Below are 15424 nucleotides of genomic sequence, written 5' to 3' on the forward strand. Positions count from 1 at the left end.
CCCTGTCGGCATGAATGCCGACCTACATCAAAATGCCGGCCCATGTAGGTCGGGTTTCAACCCATGTAGGTCGGGTTTCAACCCGACGGGTGCAGGCATCAACCGTCGGCATGAATGCCGACCTACGACGCCCTGTCGGCATGAATGCCGACCCACATCAGAATGCCGACCTACGGGCGCCGCGCGGAGGGCTGTGCATTCGGGCCGGCGACGACGACTGCATCGCCCGCCTGCAATGCAGCGGCGAGGTCTGCGTGCTTCCAGTCACCCACCTTGCTACCGTCGCTGTTCACGAACACGAACTCGCCGGTTTTCGGGTATTTCGTCAGCAGCCGCGCACGCCGCGCGGCCACACCCGGCAGGCGAAACTCGATCCAGGTATCCGGGGCCAGCTTGTCCGCCTGCTGCAGGTATTCGGCGCTCGGCTCGGCGCGAGCGCGCACCGTACTCGCCACTACCCCGGTGCTGCCCAGCGCCTGCTCGAGCGTACGCATCTCGGCCGCTGCAGAATCCTCGTCGAGACCGAGGGTGCGCAGCACTCCGAGCACACCGGGTGCGACTGCCGAGATATCCGCACCGGGGCGCCTGGTCGCGACCGCGAGCAGCGCGCTGGTCGTGCGAATCGCATCTGCCCACAGCGGGCTGTCTGCGCCGTATTGCAGGCTGATCACGAACAGTGCGTCGCTCCACGCACCACGCAGGAAATCGCCCACCACACGCGGCACCGTCGCATCGCCAAGCAGCGAGCTGATCTCGCGCACGACGCTCACCCGCACTGCATCACGCTCGGTGCTCCCCAGCTCGGCAATCGCCGCATGCTGCTCCAGCAGCCGCTGGCGCGCCTGGATCGAGCGCATCGCACCGCGAAACTCGGCAAGACTCGCCGTGAACACCGCCACGTCGCTGCCGTAGCCGGTCACGATGCGCCCGACCGCATGCTGCAGCGCGCGAAAAAAGCCATCGCTCGCGAGTTCACCCAGGGGAACCCAACCGATGACGGCCTCCGTGAGCTCGCCCAGGAACACACGCACCGGGTGCGTGGACGTAGTCAGCACGTCCGTATCGTGCAGCGAAGCGCGCAACAGCGGAATCTGCAACATGCGCAGCAGGCGACGCGCGGGGGACACGATGCGCTGGTCGCGCAGCACACGTTCGAACAGCAGGCGCACCAGATTGACCGCTTCGATCAGATCCACCGGGACTGCCATCGGCTTCTGGTAACCGCGCTCCGCAAGCGAGGCGTTCAGCAGCTCGTAGATCTCGAAAGGCAGGATTCCTGCCTTCGGGTTCAGCCCCGCCAGTGACTTGCTGCCGTCGACCGGAGCTCGCTGCAGGCCGAGCAGCAGCTCATCGAGCAGATCCTGCGGAAACGCCATCGCCTTGCCGGGCGGCGCGAGCAGCGGCGTGTTCGACGTGTCCCATGTGATCTCCGGCATGTTGCGCAGCGGCGCATCGAGAAATTCCTCCTCGACGCGCGTGGCAATCGGCAACTCCGTAATCGACAACGCGTCTGCCACGGCAGGTGCCGGCTCCTCCACCACCTCGATCGCGTCCGGCTGCGGCTCAACCGCGATCCCTTTCAGGCACTCGGTATAGAACGGCGGCAGCTCATCGAGCACGAAACGGGAAAAGAGCTTCATGCATGCCGCACGGGCATCGGGACGGACCTCGGCCGCATCCACCGCCGCAAAGAAGTGTTGCGCGAGTGCGGGAGGCGCCACGGGCAGCGCCTCCGGGTCCAGGTTGCGCTGGCCAGTCTGCTGCATGACCTGGCGAACCATCGCAACCAGCGCATCACGATGATTCATCAGTGCCCGCTTCGCCAGGGTTTCAACCGCCAGACTCTCCTGGAGGTGATCGTCGTGCACCAGGCCGAGCCCCTTGGGCTCGAGCGCAAGCTCGAACGGTAACCCGGACTTCGCCGCTGAGGCGCCCGCGTTCGATGCGGGCACGAACGCATCGAAGCCCGCCAGCACGGCCTGCATGAAATGTTCCCCCACCCGCGCACGCCGGATCTCCCACTCGCGCGCACCGGCGTGCAGGTCCGCCCGCTCGACCTTGCTCTGCGCCTTGGTCGCCAGCAGTTGCAGGTGCGCGTCGCCGTTGGCGTTCAGAAAATTCAGCATGAAACGCAAGGCCCGCCGCACACCCTCGCGCAGCGTCGCCAGTCGATCATCGGATGTATCGGTCATCGCGGTATCTGTCCCGGTTCATGAGAAGTCCGCCGTCCCACCTGGCCGCCTGGTGGCACAAGGGGCATTGTTGTCGGCAAAGAGTATAGATATGAAGAAAGAAGGCTGCGCTTGATCCTGCTTCGATCAGGGAATAAACTAGTCATCCAACTAGTCATCTGAAGATAGGCAATGCGTAACTGGCCGGTCCAGAATGCCAAGGCGAGATTCAGCGAGCTCCTGGATGCCTGTGTCAACGATGGTCCTCAGATGATCAGCCGTCGTGGCACCGAGACTGCGGTTCTGATCCCTATCCACGAGTGGCGGCGACTTCAGGCAAGCGCGCAACCCTCGCTGAAGCAATTGCTTCTGGACGATTTCGCTCGTACTGACACGCTGGCGCCCACAAGGGGCAAGGCTCGGCGCCGGCAGACTGCTGCGCTCGGGTAAGTGCCGTGTACCTGCTCGACACCAACATCGTTTCGGAACTGCGAAAGCCACGTCCGCACGGCGCGGTTGTCGCGTGGCTCGAATCCGTCGATGACGCCAGGCTTCACCTTGCAACGGTCACGCTGGGCGAGATCCAGGCCGGCATAGAACTGACCCGGGAGCGTGATCCACACAAGGCAGAGGAAATCGAAGCCTGGCTCAACCTCATTGCAGGCGTCTACAACCTATTGCCCATGGATGGACCTGCATTTCGATGCTGGGCAAGATTCATGCACCGCAAATCGGACTCGCTTTATGAAGACGCCATGATCGCTGCGGTCGCCCATACCAACGAGCTGACGGTGGTTACCCGCAATACCGGCGATTTCGCGACCTTCGGCGTTCCTTTGCTCAACCCCTTCGAGTTCGGCAGCAATCTCTCCGCACCATCCAGCGAATCGGGTGCGTAGCCACCCACGCTCTTCCGCCGTGGTCTCCGCCGACCGCCTTTCTCCCGCTCTTACACGCTAGAATGCCCCGACATCGCCGCGCGGGAGTCCACCGATGAATCGCGACCTGCTGCAACCCGAAGTGATCGCTGCGAACGTACGTGCCGCGCTGGCCGAAGACATCGGCAGCGGCGACATCACGGCGCTGCTGATTCCTGCGAGCCAAGCCGCCCACGCGTGCGTCATCACGCGCGAGCGCGCGATCGTATGCGGCCGCGCATGGGCGGAAGAAGTCTTCCGCCAGGTCGACCCTGGCATTCGGCTCACCTGGCACTGTGACGATGGCGACACCGTCGATCCGGGCAAGGTGCTGTTCGAGGTCCGCGGTTCCGCCCGTGCGCTGCTCACGGCCGAACGCACCGCGCTCAATTTCCTGCAACTGCTGTCGGGCATCGCCACCCGCTGCCGGCGCTTTGCCGATCTCGTGATCGGCCTGCCCACGAAGCTGCTCGACACACGCAAGACGATCCCGGGGCTGCGCATCGCGCAGAAATACGCCGTGAGCTGCGGCGGCTGCCACAACCACCGACTCGGGCTGTACGACGCGTTCCTGATCAAGGAAAACCACATCGCCGCCTGCGGTTCGATCCACGCTGCGATCGCCACCGCGCGCCGCCAGGCGCCCGACAGGCCGGTACAGGTGGAAGTGGAGACGATCACGCAACTGACCGAGGCACTGGAAGCGCGCGCCGACTCGGTCATGCTGGACAACTTCAACCTCGAACAGATGCGCGAAGCGGTGCTGTTCACCGCCGGGCGCACCCCGCTCGAGGCAAGCGGCGGCGTGCGCGAACTCACGCTGCGCGCGATTGCCGAGACCGGCGTGGACTATGTCTCGATCGGCACGCTGACCAAGGACTGCAAGGCGATCGACCTGTCGATGCGACTCACCTGATGCACATCGCCGTGCTCAGCCTGCGGCTGCACCTCGAAGGCTGCGCCTCACTGAAGGAAAAACGCCACCGCGTGAGCGGACTGCGCGAGCGCTTCGGCAGACTACCCAGCGTCGCCGTGTGCGAGAGCGGCGATCAGGACGCGCTGCAACGCAGCGAGTGGAGCTTCGTCGTCGTGGGCGGCACGCGATCACTGGTCGACCGCCAGGTCGCGGAGATCGAGCGCTTCATTGCCGAGTCGGTGGATGCACGCGCCAGCGAGCGCAGCCTGGATTTCCTGTAAGACCGCCGGGCGACCGCGGGTCGCCCCTACGGATGTGGAGTCGCGCCGCGGGGGCGGGGTGTACGGGCGATCGGCGGTCGCGCTCCTACGGATGCGGGGCATCGCCGTGGGGTGTACGTGTACGGGCGACCGGCGGTCGCCCCTACGATACCTGCGGCACTGCCCCCCCCCACATATCCCGAGCCATGCCCGTCATCCCGTTTCACTTCTGAACCACCAGGCCGACAGCGGAACTGCAAACATCGCATCGCCGAAGGCCACGCACTCACGGCCGGTATGGAACACGATGCCGCGCCCGAAGCGTTCGGGTTCCGTGTCGCGCAGATGGCGCAGTCCCTTGAAATCCCCCTGGGTCACCGTCGCGGCGGCCTTGACTTCGATACCCGTCAGTCGGCCCCGCCTGTCTTCGAGCAGGAAATCGACCTCGATGCCCGACTGGGTGCGGTAATGCCACAGCGTGAGTCCGCGAGCGGAGAAAGCCAGGTGCTTCAGCAGTTCGCCGTACACGAAGGTTTCGACCATCTCGCCCGGCAAACCGGGGCTTGCCGTGAGCGTATCCAGCGCATGACCCCGCAGGTGCGCGAGCACGCCCGAATCGGGCAGAAACACCTTCGGCGCCTTGACCAGGCGCTTGCCCGGATTGCGCTCCCAGGCCGGCACGTGCCCGATCAGGAACAGCGTTTCGAGCAGCGCGAAGTAGCGCTTCAGCGTCGTTTGCGGCAGCGCACTGCTGCGCGCAAGTTCGGAAAAGTTGAGCAGGCTGGCGCTGCGATGGGCGAGCAACCGCAGCAGGTTCGGCATTTCGAGGAACTGTTCGAGATTGGCCAGATCGCGAACATCGCGTTGCAGCACGGACTGCAGGTAGCTGTCGAACCAGGCATCACGGCGGTGTGGCGCGCTGCGGGCAACCGCCTCGGGAAACCCACCGGCCAGCAGTTCGCCAATGAGCAGGCCCCGATCGCAGGGAGGCAGTGAATGCACCGAGAGATCGCCATCGAAAAGCCAGTCGACGCGATTGAACAAGGGATCACCGCCACGCTCCGCGCATGACAGCGGCAGCAACGGCACGATTTCCATGCGCCCTGCAAGGGATTCGGCCAGAGCAGGCAACAGCACCACATTTGCCGATCCGGTCAGCAGGAAGCGCCCGGCCGCCTGACCATGCAGGCGAGCATTGTCGACCGCAGCCTTGATGGCGAGAAACAGTTCGGGGGCTCGCTGGATCTCGTCGATGGTCACCGGCCCGGCAAGCGCCCCGATGAAACCGACCGGATCGGTACGCGCGGCAGCCAGCGTGGTGTGGTCATCCAGAGTCAGGTAGCGGCGTGACACCGTCTCCGAGAGCGACTGCGCGAGCGTGCTCTTGCCCGTCTGCCGCGCACCGTTGAGCAACACCACGGGCGTATCGGTCAGCGCTTCGAGCAGCAATGGGGCAATATGGCGGTCGTACATACTCGCACTGTACAAACAATTTGATGAAATTCAACCACTGTCTGGATGAATATCAGCCATTCGATGGTTGACAATCATCCGCACACCTTCTGGTGTCGCGAGGTGTATCCGGGCGACCGCGGGTCGCCCCTACGGATGCGGCGCATCGCCGCGGGGGCGGGGTGTGCGGGCGATCGGCGACCGCGGGGTGTGCGGGCGATCGGCGACCGCGGGGTGTGCGGGCGATCGGCGACCGCGGGGTGTACGGGCGACCTGCGGTCGCCCCTACGGATCCGGAAGCACTCCATTCAGCTTTTCCCCGGCACGATGTTGACGCCGATGCGATCGGCCAGGTCGAGCACCGCATCGTAAGCGTCCCCATCGTCCAGCAGGCTGCGTGAGTTGCCGCCCGGTTGAAGGGCTCCATCGGGGATGCGGTCACCGAAAAGAATGACAGCGCGCGCCGAGTCGTCCTGCCTTGAGACCCAAGACAACCCCTGGGCCTGTGGACATTGGCGATGGATCGCCTCCGCCCACTTGCGGGTGGCGGGATATTGGTCCTTCCCGGTGTCGATGAGCTGCTTACGTGTCACGCCCAGTTTACGCAGCGGCACGCTCGCCAGATCGACGAGTTGAAGCTCCTGTTCGACCTGGACAGTGGAATGCACCTGGCCAACCAGTTTGTCCTTGTCGAAGCTCTTGAAACCGGCGGTATGCGGAACGTCATGGAAGACCGTCTCCATCAAGGCACATTCCATCGTCGTGCCGCCGTACAGCATGGGAATCGGCTTTTCATGTTCATCCTGAATCGGGCTGAAACGCGCATTGCCATGTGCGCCCGGGTTGAACTGGTCAGCCCGATATTTGCTCTGATGCACACGATGCAGCACCGCGCCCTGCGCGAGCGCGGTGAGCGTGGCATGGAGCTTGTCTGGAGGAGCTGGCGTGCTGGAAGACACCTCGCCGGCAGGGAGCGACGGGGTCGTGCCGCCCACCCGCCTGGCGCTTCGCTTAGCCATGGGCTATTTCCTGAATCTCGTCCATCGCCGCTTGAATCACCTGCTCGGGCGCCGATGCCAGCAGATCCTGTGGCCGCTTACCGCCCAGGAAGCTGTTGTCCGAGCGGAACCAGTAGGCCATGCCCCAGCCATCCTTGTGTCCACCAAAGATCTCGATGACCCTGGCGAGCGCCTTCACCGGCCGGAAGCCGGCGTCACAGTCCAGCCCATAGCCAGGGAAGTAATCAACGCCCCCATGCTTGATGGCGAAGATCAACCCTTGCTTCTTCCATTTGTTGGGCTGTGCGCTGGGATTCCGGGTGCTCAGGCCCGCCAATTGCGCGATGTCGGCCGCGGTCAACCAGTCCCCGCTTTCCAGCACGGCTTTGCGTGCCTGCACCAACATGGCCGCCTCCCTGAGCAGACGGGGAGACGGTGGTGTGCGAGGCACCAAGACCTCGGCCAGGCGCTCCAGCGACTCCCGGTCTTGATGCTTCAGTAATACCTCGAACATGGAGGACGCCACATTGGCGAAGTTCTCCGCCAGGGCCTGGAAGACGTTCGGTTTGATATGGTCGAACGCGACCACGAGCACGCGATCGGCATGCGATTTCTCAAGACGAGCCTGCACTTCTTTCGGGGTGCCAACCAGGGTCGAGACTCCCGGATGGTCTACAGCGACGCTCATGGATGCTCTCCTTTGGAGAGTTATCAAGGTTATGGAGTTTTATCATATTCTCGATAACCTTAAAAGCAACCGTACCAAATGTCGCACTAACCCGTAGGGTATCGCGACGTGTACACGGGCGACCGCCGGTCGCCCCTACGGATCGTGAAACTCGTAGGGTGCAACCATCCCTACGGTGCTGCGGCGCTCTGCACCGTACGGTCGGCCGTTCTACCAATCCCGTACGTGAGGTTCAACAACACGGACGGTGCAACGAACGAGATCTCGCCGAAGGACCAATCGCACCGATCCAAGCCATGAACGCTACAGATGCAACGACGCAAGCATGCATTCGTGCAAGATACGAATCACAGCGATGCCATAGCTCGTGGTGCGGTAGTAGATGAAATGATGCTCGACCAAACGACGCCGGTATCCTGATCGAATATGCCCGCAGTCTTGCCCCTGCAAAGGAGACTCGGCAAGGTCTGTACACGTGGCTTCGAGCAGTCGCGTATAGCGTATGGCTTGCTCAAGCCCCCACTCCGCCACCGTATAGTCGAAAATACCGTCCAGGTCGGTTCGAGCTGCGGGACCGAGACGATATTCAGCCACGCGCGTTCAACCGTCGTGCTGCACAATTTTCCTGCGAATGAAAGCACCAAAGTCAAAAGTTTGCGGCTCTCCGCTGCGCTCGCCTTCGATCAGTGCCTGACGCACCGCGTCGACCTGTGCGACCCGCTCCTGTTCGCGACGGATAAGGTCACGGATCAACTCACTGTCATTGGTGAAGTGGCCCGCCTGGACCTGTGCGGCGATCCATGCATCCTGAGTCCGGGTAACGGTAATGGTCTTGCGTACAGTGCTCATGACTGGCTGCCTCTTCCAGGACCGACTGCCACGATAGCGATCAGTTCGGCCTGGATGCGTGAATGATCATACTATTTCATGCAACATCAGAAAGAGTGCAACGGTACGGCACGAAATACGGCATAGCCGCCACCAACCCGTAGAGCGCAGCGGTGCCGCACCGGATGCCGCACCAACCCGCAGGGTATCGCGACGTGTACACGGGCGACCGCCGGTCGCCCCTACGGATGTCGTCAAGGTGGAGCATCGCCGTGGGGTGTGTACGGGCGACCCGCGGTCGCCCCTACGAATCGTGAAACTCGTAGGGTGCAACCACCCCGTAGGGTCAGCGGCGCTGCACCCTGCGGGCTACCGTTCCTCCCAGGGATTGATGACGGTCAGCCCGGCAGCCCGAAACGGGCTTGCATCACGCGTGGCCACGGTAAATCCATTTGCCAGGGCTACGGCGGCAATGCACGCATCGAACGCCTCGATGCCATTGCCGGCCTTGCGAACTGCCACCAGCAGCTTGGCATAGGCGCTCGTGCAAGCCAGATCGAACGGCAACACGCGTCCGACGAACGAGGGCAGCACACGCCTTTCCAGATCTTCATGCAGTCTGTCCCTGCGCTTTCCCGCCGGCAGCAACGCTACGCCCGCGCGCAGTTCGGCAACGGTCATTGCGGATAAATAAAGCGTTTCCAGTGGCTGCGCGTCGATCCATTCGATGACGCTGGCCTCGGGTGCTGGCCGCAACGGCTCTGAAACCACGTTGGTATCAAGCAGGATCATTCAAAGCTCACCGTACGGGCCGGGGTCTTGCCGCGTGCACTCTCGAAAATGGCAAACTCTTCTTCGGTCAGATTCACTTCACGGCCGATCTCGGCCAGCAACGAGCCGAGCTTGACCCGGCCTTGCGGCTTTACCGCGGATTCCAGAATGTTGCGTATTTCGGCCTCGATGCTGCGCCCATGCTGAGCGGCTCGCACACGAATGGCACGATGCACCTCATCGGGCACATTGCGGACAGTGACGGATGGCATCTTTCAAAAGCTCTCGATGATGCGAATGCTTGCACTTTAGTGAGCTGCAAGCATTGCTGCAATCATCAGCGGTGTACTACGGGCGACTGCGGGTCGCCCCCACGGACGTCGTCAAGGTAGATCATCGGCGCGAGGTGTGTACGGGCGACCCGCGGTCGCCCCTGCGAATCGTGAAACCCGTACGCTGCAGCCAACCCGTAGAGCACAGCCGCGCGGTACCGGATGCAGCCAACCCGTAGGGTGCAGCGGCGCTGCACCCAATCACCTTGCCTTTGACCTCAAAACATCACAACGCCATAATGTTACAACGTCATAGCGACCACCACTCAGGAGCCACCATCGTGAGCGAGCCTTCAACCCGCGCGACCATCTATTTCGAACCCGACCTGCACAGGGCACTGCGCCTGAAGGCAGCCTCGACGCGCCGCTCCCTGTCTGAACTGGTCAATGAGGCCGTACGAGCCGCTCTGGCCGAAGACCAGGAAGACCTGTCGGCCTTCGAGGAACGCGCAGCCGAACCGACCCTGAGCTACGAAACCCTACTGAACGAGCTCAAGGCAGATGGCAAGATTTGAAATCGTCTTCAAGCGGTCGGTAACAAAGGATCTGCGTGGCATCCCCAACCCGGACGTGGCGCGCATCCTGGCACGCATCGAGGCGCTGCAGGATGACCCGCGTCCACCCGATTCCCGCAAGCTCTCCGCACAGGGGCGCTACCGCATCCGCCAAGAGATCTATCGCATCCTGTACGAGATCCGGGATACGCAAGTACAGGTGATCGTCGTCAAGATAGGCCATCGCCGCGAGGTGTATCGCCACACATGAAATACCCCGCAGGGTGCAGCGGCGCCGCACCAAATGCCGCACCAACCCCGTAGGGTGCAGCGGCGCTGCACCAAATGAGGTCCGGTGATCTATAGTTGGCGGGACTTGCAACCTCGCGCAGAACGCGCGCGAGGCCAGGCGGCGCCAAACGAACGAGAGAGGATGGTGCCGGAGATAGGAGTCGAACCTACGACCTTCGCATTACGAATGCGCTGCTCTACCAGCTGAGCTACACCGGCGTGGGGCGCGAATTCTAGGCTGAGATCACCTCAATGGCAACCACGATCCAATGACACGGGTTCTGTTCTCATCCACCTCATACCCTCGTAGCCAAACCGACTGGCAGGGAATTTTCATCCGCCGAATGGCAGACAGTCTCGCAGCTCGCGAAGACATCCAGCTACGCGTCTGGGCACCTCCAGGTCCTCTCCATCCAAACGCCAACTATGTATGTAATGAGCGAGATATCAGATTTTTGTCACGCCTTGCCGAGAAAGGCGGAATCGCACACTTGCTCCGCAGCACACCACCACGTGGCGTTTGGTACGCCGCGGAGCTGCTCGTACGCCTGCACAATGCATTCCGGCGCAACAGGACATGGACCGACGTTTGCCATGCGAACTGGTTGCAATGTGCACTCGGGCAAGTTGGCTTGGCCAATCCAATTGTCGCAACAGTACTCGGCAGCGACCTGGCATTGCTCGATCGCCCGGGAATTTCTGCAGCTCTTCGACTCACCTTCCGGAACAGAAACGTCGTTCTTTGCCCAAATGCGCCCTGGATGATTGAGCCGCTACGCAGGCATTTTGGTGACAATTGTCCGAAGGTAGTATGTGTTCCGTTCGGAATCGATGACGTCTGGTTCAATGTAGAAAGGAATCCGTCCCAAGGCCGGAACGTGTGGATAATAGTTCTGCGAGTCACACGCGCAAAGCTCGGACCTCTTTTCGAATGGACCAAAGACCTGGACCCGAATCGACACGAATTCCATCTGTTCGGTCCGCGTCAAGAGGCAATCGAAGCCCCACCATGGATCAATTACCATGGTGCGGCAACACCAGAGCAACTCGCAACGCAATGGTTTCCGATAGCCACCGGCATGATTTCACTCAGCCATCATGCCGAGGGGCGCCCGCAGGTAATGCTGGAAGCAATGGCGGCAGGGCTCCCACTGGTAGCGTCCCGCATAGCAGCACATGAAGATGTCATGCAGGGCGGCGACTTCGGGCTGCTCGTTTCAGATAAGGAGCAGTTTTATTCCGCACTGTCTGAATTGGCAGATCCTGACACGAACAGGGCAATAGCCTGCCGCGCTCGGGACCACGCTCGGATCACGTATGGAAACTGGGCAAAGTGCGCCGAGCGGTTCGCACACATCTACCAAACGATCAGCGCGAGCAGCTAACCACATGCGGATTGCGATTCTGGGTGCACGCGGATTTCTAGGACAGAAATTGACGCACAGCCTGTCTGCGCAAGGTCATGATGTCATCGCCGTTTCGAGAGGAGCGCCGCCTGCTGGTCTACCTACGTCCGTGCATTACATCCAAGCGCCCATAGACGATGCCGTGGTCATAAAATCAGTTCTGGCGATTTCAGACTTCGCAATTCATCTTGCCTGGGACACGACACCGGGTACGTCTGAAAGACAGCCCTTGCTGGAAGCCAGTTGCAACATCCTCAGCAGCGCACGTTTGCTTGAGTTACTGCATGATCAGCCATCATGCAATTTGATTTTCATATCAAGCGGCGGTGCTCTCTATGCCGATCTAGTCGCCCCCCGTACCGAGTCATCTCCCATCGCTCCACGGTCCTACTACGGCGCAGCCAAGGCTGCGGTCGAACAGCTGATTCATGCGTTCCACTGTCAATCCAGGAATACGACACTGGTGGTGCGTCCATCAAACATCTACGGCCCTGGTCAGATCGCAAAGCGCCAATTCGGCGTGGTGCCGACACTCATGCGCTGTGCCAGTGACGGAACATTGTTTTCAGTCTGGGGCGATGGCTCTGCAATTCGTGATTATCTTTATATCGAAGATTTCGAACAATTCATATCGAACCTTCTGAGTTTTTCCTGGCCACACGGATCATTCGAGTGCTTCAATGTCGGAAGCGGGTTTCCACTCAGCATGAACGCGCTGCTGCACCAGGTAGCGGTCGCAACCGGGCAGCGCATACAATTCGAACACAAGAAGCCTCGTCTCATCGATCCTCTATCAATCGTTCTGGATTCATCCAAGGCCAGGAAAATGCTGGGATGGGAACCCCGCATAGCGATAGAGACCGGCCTACGCAAAACATGGGAATGGATGGAAAAACAGGCGCACACACCGTACTCCGTTGCCCCTTCGATATCATGTAGCGGCAACGCCAACTAATTCGTGGTTGAAGTGAAAATATACTGAGTAATGATAGCTGCCACGCGCGCACAAGATAACACTCACGATGACACCTCGGCCTGCCACCTCGATGCACGCCCCTTGGTATCCGTTTGCATCGCCAATTACAACGGTGAAGCCTTCATAAGGGAATGCCTCGATTCCGTTCTCAATCAGACTGGTTCCCCTTCGTTTGAGATCATCGTGCACGACGACGCCAGTACTGATGGCTCGCTCGACCAGATCACATCTTATCCCATGGTGCGCGTGATTCGCTCCGCAACAAATGTCGGCTACTGCGTAGCAAACAACCGTATGGCAACCGTCGCACGAGGTGCATATCTCCTGCTCCTGAACAACGACGCCGTATTGGAACCAGATGCGCTGTCCACTCTGATGGCATCTGCGACCACAATGGCCACACCCGCAATATTAGGCTTGCGTCAGTACGACTACCATTCACGAAACTTCATCGACGCAGGGGCATGGCTCGACCTGTTCATGAGTCCCATTCCAATCCGGAGAGACGAACCGACTCATCCAGCAATGGTTATCGGTGCCTGCCTGTGGATTCCACATTCACTCTGGGATGAACTCGGCGGATTTCCCGAATGGTTCCATACCAACGCCGAGGACGTTTATCTATGCTGTGCAGCACGCATGCGAGGATATGACATCTTCGTACCGAACGTCTCGGGCTACCTGCATCGAGTTGGAGCGACGCTGAGCAACCGCAGCGGAGACTCCGATAAGCTCACAACGACGATTCGTCGACGCTATCTGAGCGAACGCAATCGAACTCGATTGATGCTGATATTCTATCCGTGGCCGTTACTGATTGTGGCCCTGATGCTTCACCTCTCAACCCTGTTAATCGAAGGCATCGTTGTTGCTGCCGCCAATCGCGACTCAAACATCCTGATTGAAATATATATGCACGCAATGCGCGATGTTGAATGGAGATCCCTGCAGCTATCAGCCGCACGTCGCCAGGTCGCCGCAACTCGTCAAATCCCGTTCTATGCATTCTTGTCCAGATTCCGCGTCATCCCAAGCAAGATCCGCTCTGTGGTCCACTTGGGTTTACCACGGGTAAGATGATATTTTCGATGCTAGGGTCGCTTCCGACATAGAGCATCACACCCGAACCCAATAACCCCACCCAACGACAGCCAACCCATATTTCACATGCTAATCACTCTGAAAAAGCTCCGAGCAATCCTTACGCCGGGCGAGCAGCGCCAGGCAGTGTGGATGCTTTTCATAGCACTGTTAATGGCAATGGCTGAAATGGTCAGCGTGATTTCAATTATGCCATTCCTATCCGTGCTGACGCGCCCGGGTATAGTTGAACAAAATCCTTGGCTTCATCGACTTTACAGTTACACGGGATTTCCAGAGCCGCATACATTCATATTTGCCCTCGGCGCCGCGTCAATTGTACTCGTCGCCGGATCGTCCTTATTCAAGACAGTCACTCAGCATCTTCTTAATCGATTTGTTCAGCTTCTGCGACATTCCATCAGTCATCGCCTCCTTGCGACATACCTGCGTCAGCCATACGAATTTTTTCTTGATCGCCATAGCGCCGACCTGTCAAAAGCCATCCTGACCGATGTCGACCTCCTTCTCGGAAGCCTAATCCAACCCTTATCCCAACTCATAGTGCAAGGGATAATCGTGATTACCATACTGATTTTGATATTTTCCTATGATGCACCCACCGCACTGATTACAACCTTGGTGGTCGGCAGCCTGTACGGCTCCCTGTATGCATTGATTCGACGGCGACTACGCAGAATGGGTGAGGAACTGCAAGACGTTAACGAACAGCGCTATCGGGCGTGTAGCGAATCATTGCATGGGGTTCGCGACATTAAGATAAATCACGCAGAATCCGCATATTTGGACCGATACTATCAGGCTTCTCGCACGCAAGCTCGACATCTGGCAGCGACTGATACGCTCAGCCAGGTTCCGCTTTATTTCGTGGAGTCCATTGCTTACAGCGGACTCATCCTTATTGCCCTGATGCTACTGAACAAAACGGGAGATGTTGCTCATATCATGCCAGCGCTGGGCTTATATGCGTTTGCCGCATATCGCATGCTACCTGCCGCACAGCTCATGTACCGAGGTTTTGCTCGTCTGGAATTTTCATTGGCATCGCTTAATGCGATTTACGACGATCTCACATTATCCGGCTCAATGACAACACAAACAGATGCCACTGCAATGCCGGTATCGGTAAAATCGGAAATCAGACTCCGTGGGATCAAATACTCTTATCCTTCCAACCCTGACAAATTCGTTCTGGACGAGTTCAACTTGGTCATTCCCGTGAATACCAGCATCGGCATCGCGGGAGCCAGTGGCTCCGGCAAAAGCACAATCATGGATATTCTGCTCGGATTATTGAGACCTCAAGCCGGGAGCGTGATCGTTGATGGAGCAGTCATTACAGATGATGATATTTCGACCTGGCAGCGCTCTATCGGCTATGTACCACAACACATTTATCTGGTTGATGCGAGCATCGCCGAGAACATCGCCTTCGGAGTTCCGAGGTGCGACATTGACATGGCATCCGTCAAGCGCGCGGCGTGTGCCGCCCAAATCCATGACTTCGTTATCGCAGAACTCCCGAACGGCTATGCAACCACTGTCGGCGATCGCGGAATTCGATTATCGGGTGGCCAACGGCAACGGATTGCGATCGCACGAGCACTGTATAGGGATCCTCCCATACTCTTCATGGATGAAGCCACATCCGCGCTTGATCACCAGACAGAGACGGCTGTAAATGAGGCAATCCGATTCTTGTCTGGCCGCAAGACCATTGTTGTTATTGCGCACAGGGAAAGCAGCTTGAAATACTGCAATCATATCATTTCAGTAGGAAAGTAATAGTGACAATTTGCGACTCGCAGATCAAATACATTGGC

The 15424-nt window shown here is 59.6% G+C and carries 18 protein-coding genes and 1 tRNA gene; 10 read left to right on the forward strand and 9 right to left on the reverse strand.

Features of this window, described 5'->3' with window-relative positions; all coding sequences use genetic code 11:
* Nucleotides 1-170: 170 nt before the first annotated feature.
* Nucleotides 171-2192, reverse strand: a complete 2022-nt coding sequence (locus H7A12_13810) for a DUF1631 family protein (protein MCP5321879.1) — start codon at nucleotides 2190-2192, stop codon at nucleotides 171-173.
* Between the two features lie 171 nt (nucleotides 2193-2363).
* Between H7A12_13810 and H7A12_13815 the strand changes: the two genes are divergently transcribed.
* The 4 genes from H7A12_13815 to H7A12_13830 all read left to right on the forward strand — a co-directional run bounded on the left by H7A12_13815 (nucleotide 2364) and on the right by H7A12_13830 (nucleotide 4285).
* Nucleotides 2364-2621, forward strand: a complete 258-nt coding sequence (locus H7A12_13815; GenBank protein ID MCP5321880.1) for a type II toxin-antitoxin system Phd/YefM family antitoxin — start codon at nucleotides 2364-2366, stop codon at nucleotides 2619-2621.
* 5 nt (nucleotides 2622-2626) lie between these two features.
* Nucleotides 2627-3070 carry a type II toxin-antitoxin system VapC family toxin gene (locus H7A12_13820; protein MCP5321881.1) on the forward strand — a complete coding sequence of 148 codons (444 nt, stop codon included), beginning with the start codon at nucleotides 2627-2629 and terminating at the stop codon, nucleotides 3068-3070.
* Nucleotides 3071-3164: 94 nt separating this feature from the next.
* Complete coding sequence (locus tag H7A12_13825; GenBank protein MCP5321882.1) at nucleotides 3165-4004, forward strand: carboxylating nicotinate-nucleotide diphosphorylase; 840 nt, start codon at nucleotides 3165-3167, stop codon at nucleotides 4002-4004.
* Nucleotides 4004-4285, forward strand: a complete 282-nt coding sequence (locus H7A12_13830; protein MCP5321883.1) for a DUF503 domain-containing protein — start codon at nucleotides 4004-4006, stop codon at nucleotides 4283-4285. Before H7A12_13825 ends, H7A12_13830 begins: the two co-directional genes overlap by 1 nt.
* Nucleotides 4286-4477: 192 nt before the next feature.
* On the opposite strand, the gene H7A12_13835 is transcribed toward H7A12_13830, so the two are convergent.
* The 7 genes from H7A12_13835 to H7A12_13865 form a co-directional block, all read right to left on the reverse strand.
* Complete coding sequence (locus tag H7A12_13835; GenBank protein MCP5321884.1) at nucleotides 4478-5737, reverse strand: ATP-binding protein; 1260 nt, start codon at nucleotides 5735-5737, stop codon at nucleotides 4478-4480.
* Nucleotides 5738-6024: 287 nt separating this feature from the next.
* Nucleotides 6025-6735, reverse strand: a complete 711-nt coding sequence (locus H7A12_13840) for an RES family NAD+ phosphorylase (GenBank protein ID MCP5321885.1) — start codon at nucleotides 6733-6735, stop codon at nucleotides 6025-6027.
* The gene (locus H7A12_13845) at nucleotides 6728-7402 is read right to left on the reverse strand and encodes a DUF2384 domain-containing protein (GenBank protein MCP5321886.1); all 675 of its coding nucleotides are present in this window, start codon (nucleotides 7400-7402) and stop codon (nucleotides 6728-6730) included. Before H7A12_13845 ends, H7A12_13840 begins: the two co-directional genes overlap by 8 nt.
* 303 nt (nucleotides 7403-7705) lie before the next feature.
* Nucleotides 7706-7996: a type II toxin-antitoxin system RelE/ParE family toxin gene (locus tag H7A12_13850; protein MCP5321887.1), complete on the reverse strand. Its 291-nt coding sequence runs from the start codon at nucleotides 7994-7996 to the stop codon at nucleotides 7706-7708.
* Nucleotides 7997-8002: 6 nt separating this feature from the next.
* Nucleotides 8003-8251, reverse strand: a complete 249-nt coding sequence (locus H7A12_13855; protein ID MCP5321888.1) for a type II toxin-antitoxin system ParD family antitoxin — start codon at nucleotides 8249-8251, stop codon at nucleotides 8003-8005.
* 348 nt (nucleotides 8252-8599) lie between these two features.
* Nucleotides 8600-9022 (reverse strand): type II toxin-antitoxin system VapC family toxin, encoded by a 423-nt coding sequence (locus H7A12_13860; GenBank protein ID MCP5321889.1) that lies wholly within the window; start codon nucleotides 9020-9022, stop codon nucleotides 8600-8602.
* Nucleotides 9019-9273 carry an Arc family DNA-binding protein gene (locus tag H7A12_13865; protein MCP5321890.1) on the reverse strand — a complete coding sequence of 85 codons (255 nt, stop codon included), beginning with the start codon at nucleotides 9271-9273 and terminating at the stop codon, nucleotides 9019-9021. The genes H7A12_13860 and H7A12_13865 overlap by 4 nt, the downstream gene beginning before the upstream one ends.
* A gap of 341 nt (nucleotides 9274-9614) precedes the next feature.
* Between H7A12_13865 and H7A12_13870 the strand changes: the two genes are divergently transcribed.
* Together H7A12_13870 and H7A12_13875 are read left to right on the forward strand one after the other, a co-directional pair.
* On the forward strand, nucleotides 9615-9848 hold the full coding sequence (locus H7A12_13870; protein MCP5321891.1) for a CopG family transcriptional regulator: 234 nt from the start codon (nucleotides 9615-9617) through the stop codon (nucleotides 9846-9848).
* The gene (locus H7A12_13875) at nucleotides 9835-10098 is read left to right on the forward strand and encodes a type II toxin-antitoxin system RelE/ParE family toxin (GenBank protein MCP5321892.1); all 264 of its coding nucleotides are present in this window, start codon (nucleotides 9835-9837) and stop codon (nucleotides 10096-10098) included. The genes H7A12_13870 and H7A12_13875 overlap by 14 nt, the downstream gene beginning before the upstream one ends.
* Before the next feature lie 163 nt (nucleotides 10099-10261).
* Here the strand turns inward: H7A12_13875 and H7A12_13880 are convergent.
* Nucleotides 10262-10337: transfer RNA gene (locus H7A12_13880), tRNA-Thr, on the reverse strand.
* A gap of 272 nt (nucleotides 10338-10609) precedes the next feature.
* On the opposite strand from H7A12_13880, the gene H7A12_13885 reads away from it, so the two are divergent.
* From H7A12_13885 to H7A12_13900, 4 genes are all read left to right on the forward strand, one after another.
* Entirely contained in the window at nucleotides 10610-11503 is an 894-nt protein-coding gene (locus H7A12_13885) for a glycosyltransferase family 4 protein (protein ID MCP5321893.1), read from the forward strand.
* A 4-nt stretch (nucleotides 11504-11507) separates the two neighbouring features.
* On the forward strand, nucleotides 11508-12479 hold the full coding sequence (locus tag H7A12_13890; protein ID MCP5321894.1) for an NAD-dependent epimerase/dehydratase family protein: 972 nt from the start codon (nucleotides 11508-11510) through the stop codon (nucleotides 12477-12479).
* A 30-nt stretch (nucleotides 12480-12509) separates the two neighbouring features.
* Nucleotides 12510-13580, forward strand: a complete 1071-nt coding sequence (locus H7A12_13895) for a glycosyltransferase family 2 protein (protein MCP5321895.1) — start codon at nucleotides 12510-12512, stop codon at nucleotides 13578-13580.
* A gap of 87 nt (nucleotides 13581-13667) precedes the next feature.
* Nucleotides 13668-15386: an ABC transporter ATP-binding protein gene (locus H7A12_13900; protein ID MCP5321896.1), complete on the forward strand. Its 1719-nt coding sequence runs from the start codon at nucleotides 13668-13670 to the stop codon at nucleotides 15384-15386.
* Nucleotides 15387-15424: the final 38 nt, after the last annotated feature.

It is taken from the genome of Pseudomonadales bacterium (assembly GCA_024234165.1).
Lineage (GTDB): Bacteria > Pseudomonadota > Gammaproteobacteria > Pseudomonadales > UBA5518 > UBA5518.

Bases quoted from the DNA above. Each gene is read 5' to 3' on its own strand.
- H7A12_13810 (MCP5321879.1), bottom strand. From the start codon at position 2,192: ATGACCGATACATCCGATGATCGACTGGCGACGCTGCGCGAGGGTGTG.
- H7A12_13815 (MCP5321880.1), top strand. From the start codon at position 2,364: ATGCGTAACTGGCCGGTCCAGAATGCCAAGGCGAGATTCAGCGAGCTC.
- H7A12_13825 (MCP5321882.1), top strand. From the start codon at position 3,165: ATGAATCGCGACCTGCTGCAACCCGAAGTGATCGCTGCGAACGTACGT.
- H7A12_13830 (MCP5321883.1), top strand. From the start codon at position 4,004: ATGCACATCGCCGTGCTCAGCCTGCGGCTGCACCTCGAAGGCTGCGCC.
- H7A12_13835 (MCP5321884.1), bottom strand. From the start codon at position 5,737: ATGTACGACCGCCATATTGCCCCATTGCTGCTCGAAGCGCTGACCGAT.
- H7A12_13840 (MCP5321885.1), bottom strand. From the start codon at position 6,735: ATGGCTAAGCGAAGCGCCAGGCGGGTGGGCGGCACGACCCCGTCGCTC.
- H7A12_13845 (MCP5321886.1), bottom strand. From the start codon at position 7,402: ATGAGCGTCGCTGTAGACCATCCGGGAGTCTCGACCCTGGTTGGCACC.
- H7A12_13855 (MCP5321888.1), bottom strand. From the start codon at position 8,251: ATGAGCACTGTACGCAAGACCATTACCGTTACCCGGACTCAGGATGCA.
- H7A12_13860 (MCP5321889.1), bottom strand. From the start codon at position 9,022: ATGATCCTGCTTGATACCAACGTGGTTTCAGAGCCGTTGCGGCCAGCA.
- H7A12_13865 (MCP5321890.1), bottom strand. From the start codon at position 9,273: ATGCCATCCGTCACTGTCCGCAATGTGCCCGATGAGGTGCATCGTGCC.
- H7A12_13875 (MCP5321892.1), top strand. From the start codon at position 9,835: ATGGCAAGATTTGAAATCGTCTTCAAGCGGTCGGTAACAAAGGATCTG.
- H7A12_13890 (MCP5321894.1), top strand. From the start codon at position 11,508: ATGCGGATTGCGATTCTGGGTGCACGCGGATTTCTAGGACAGAAATTG.
- H7A12_13895 (MCP5321895.1), top strand. From the start codon at position 12,510: ATGATAGCTGCCACGCGCGCACAAGATAACACTCACGATGACACCTCG.
- H7A12_13900 (MCP5321896.1), top strand. From the start codon at position 13,668: ATGCTAATCACTCTGAAAAAGCTCCGAGCAATCCTTACGCCGGGCGAG.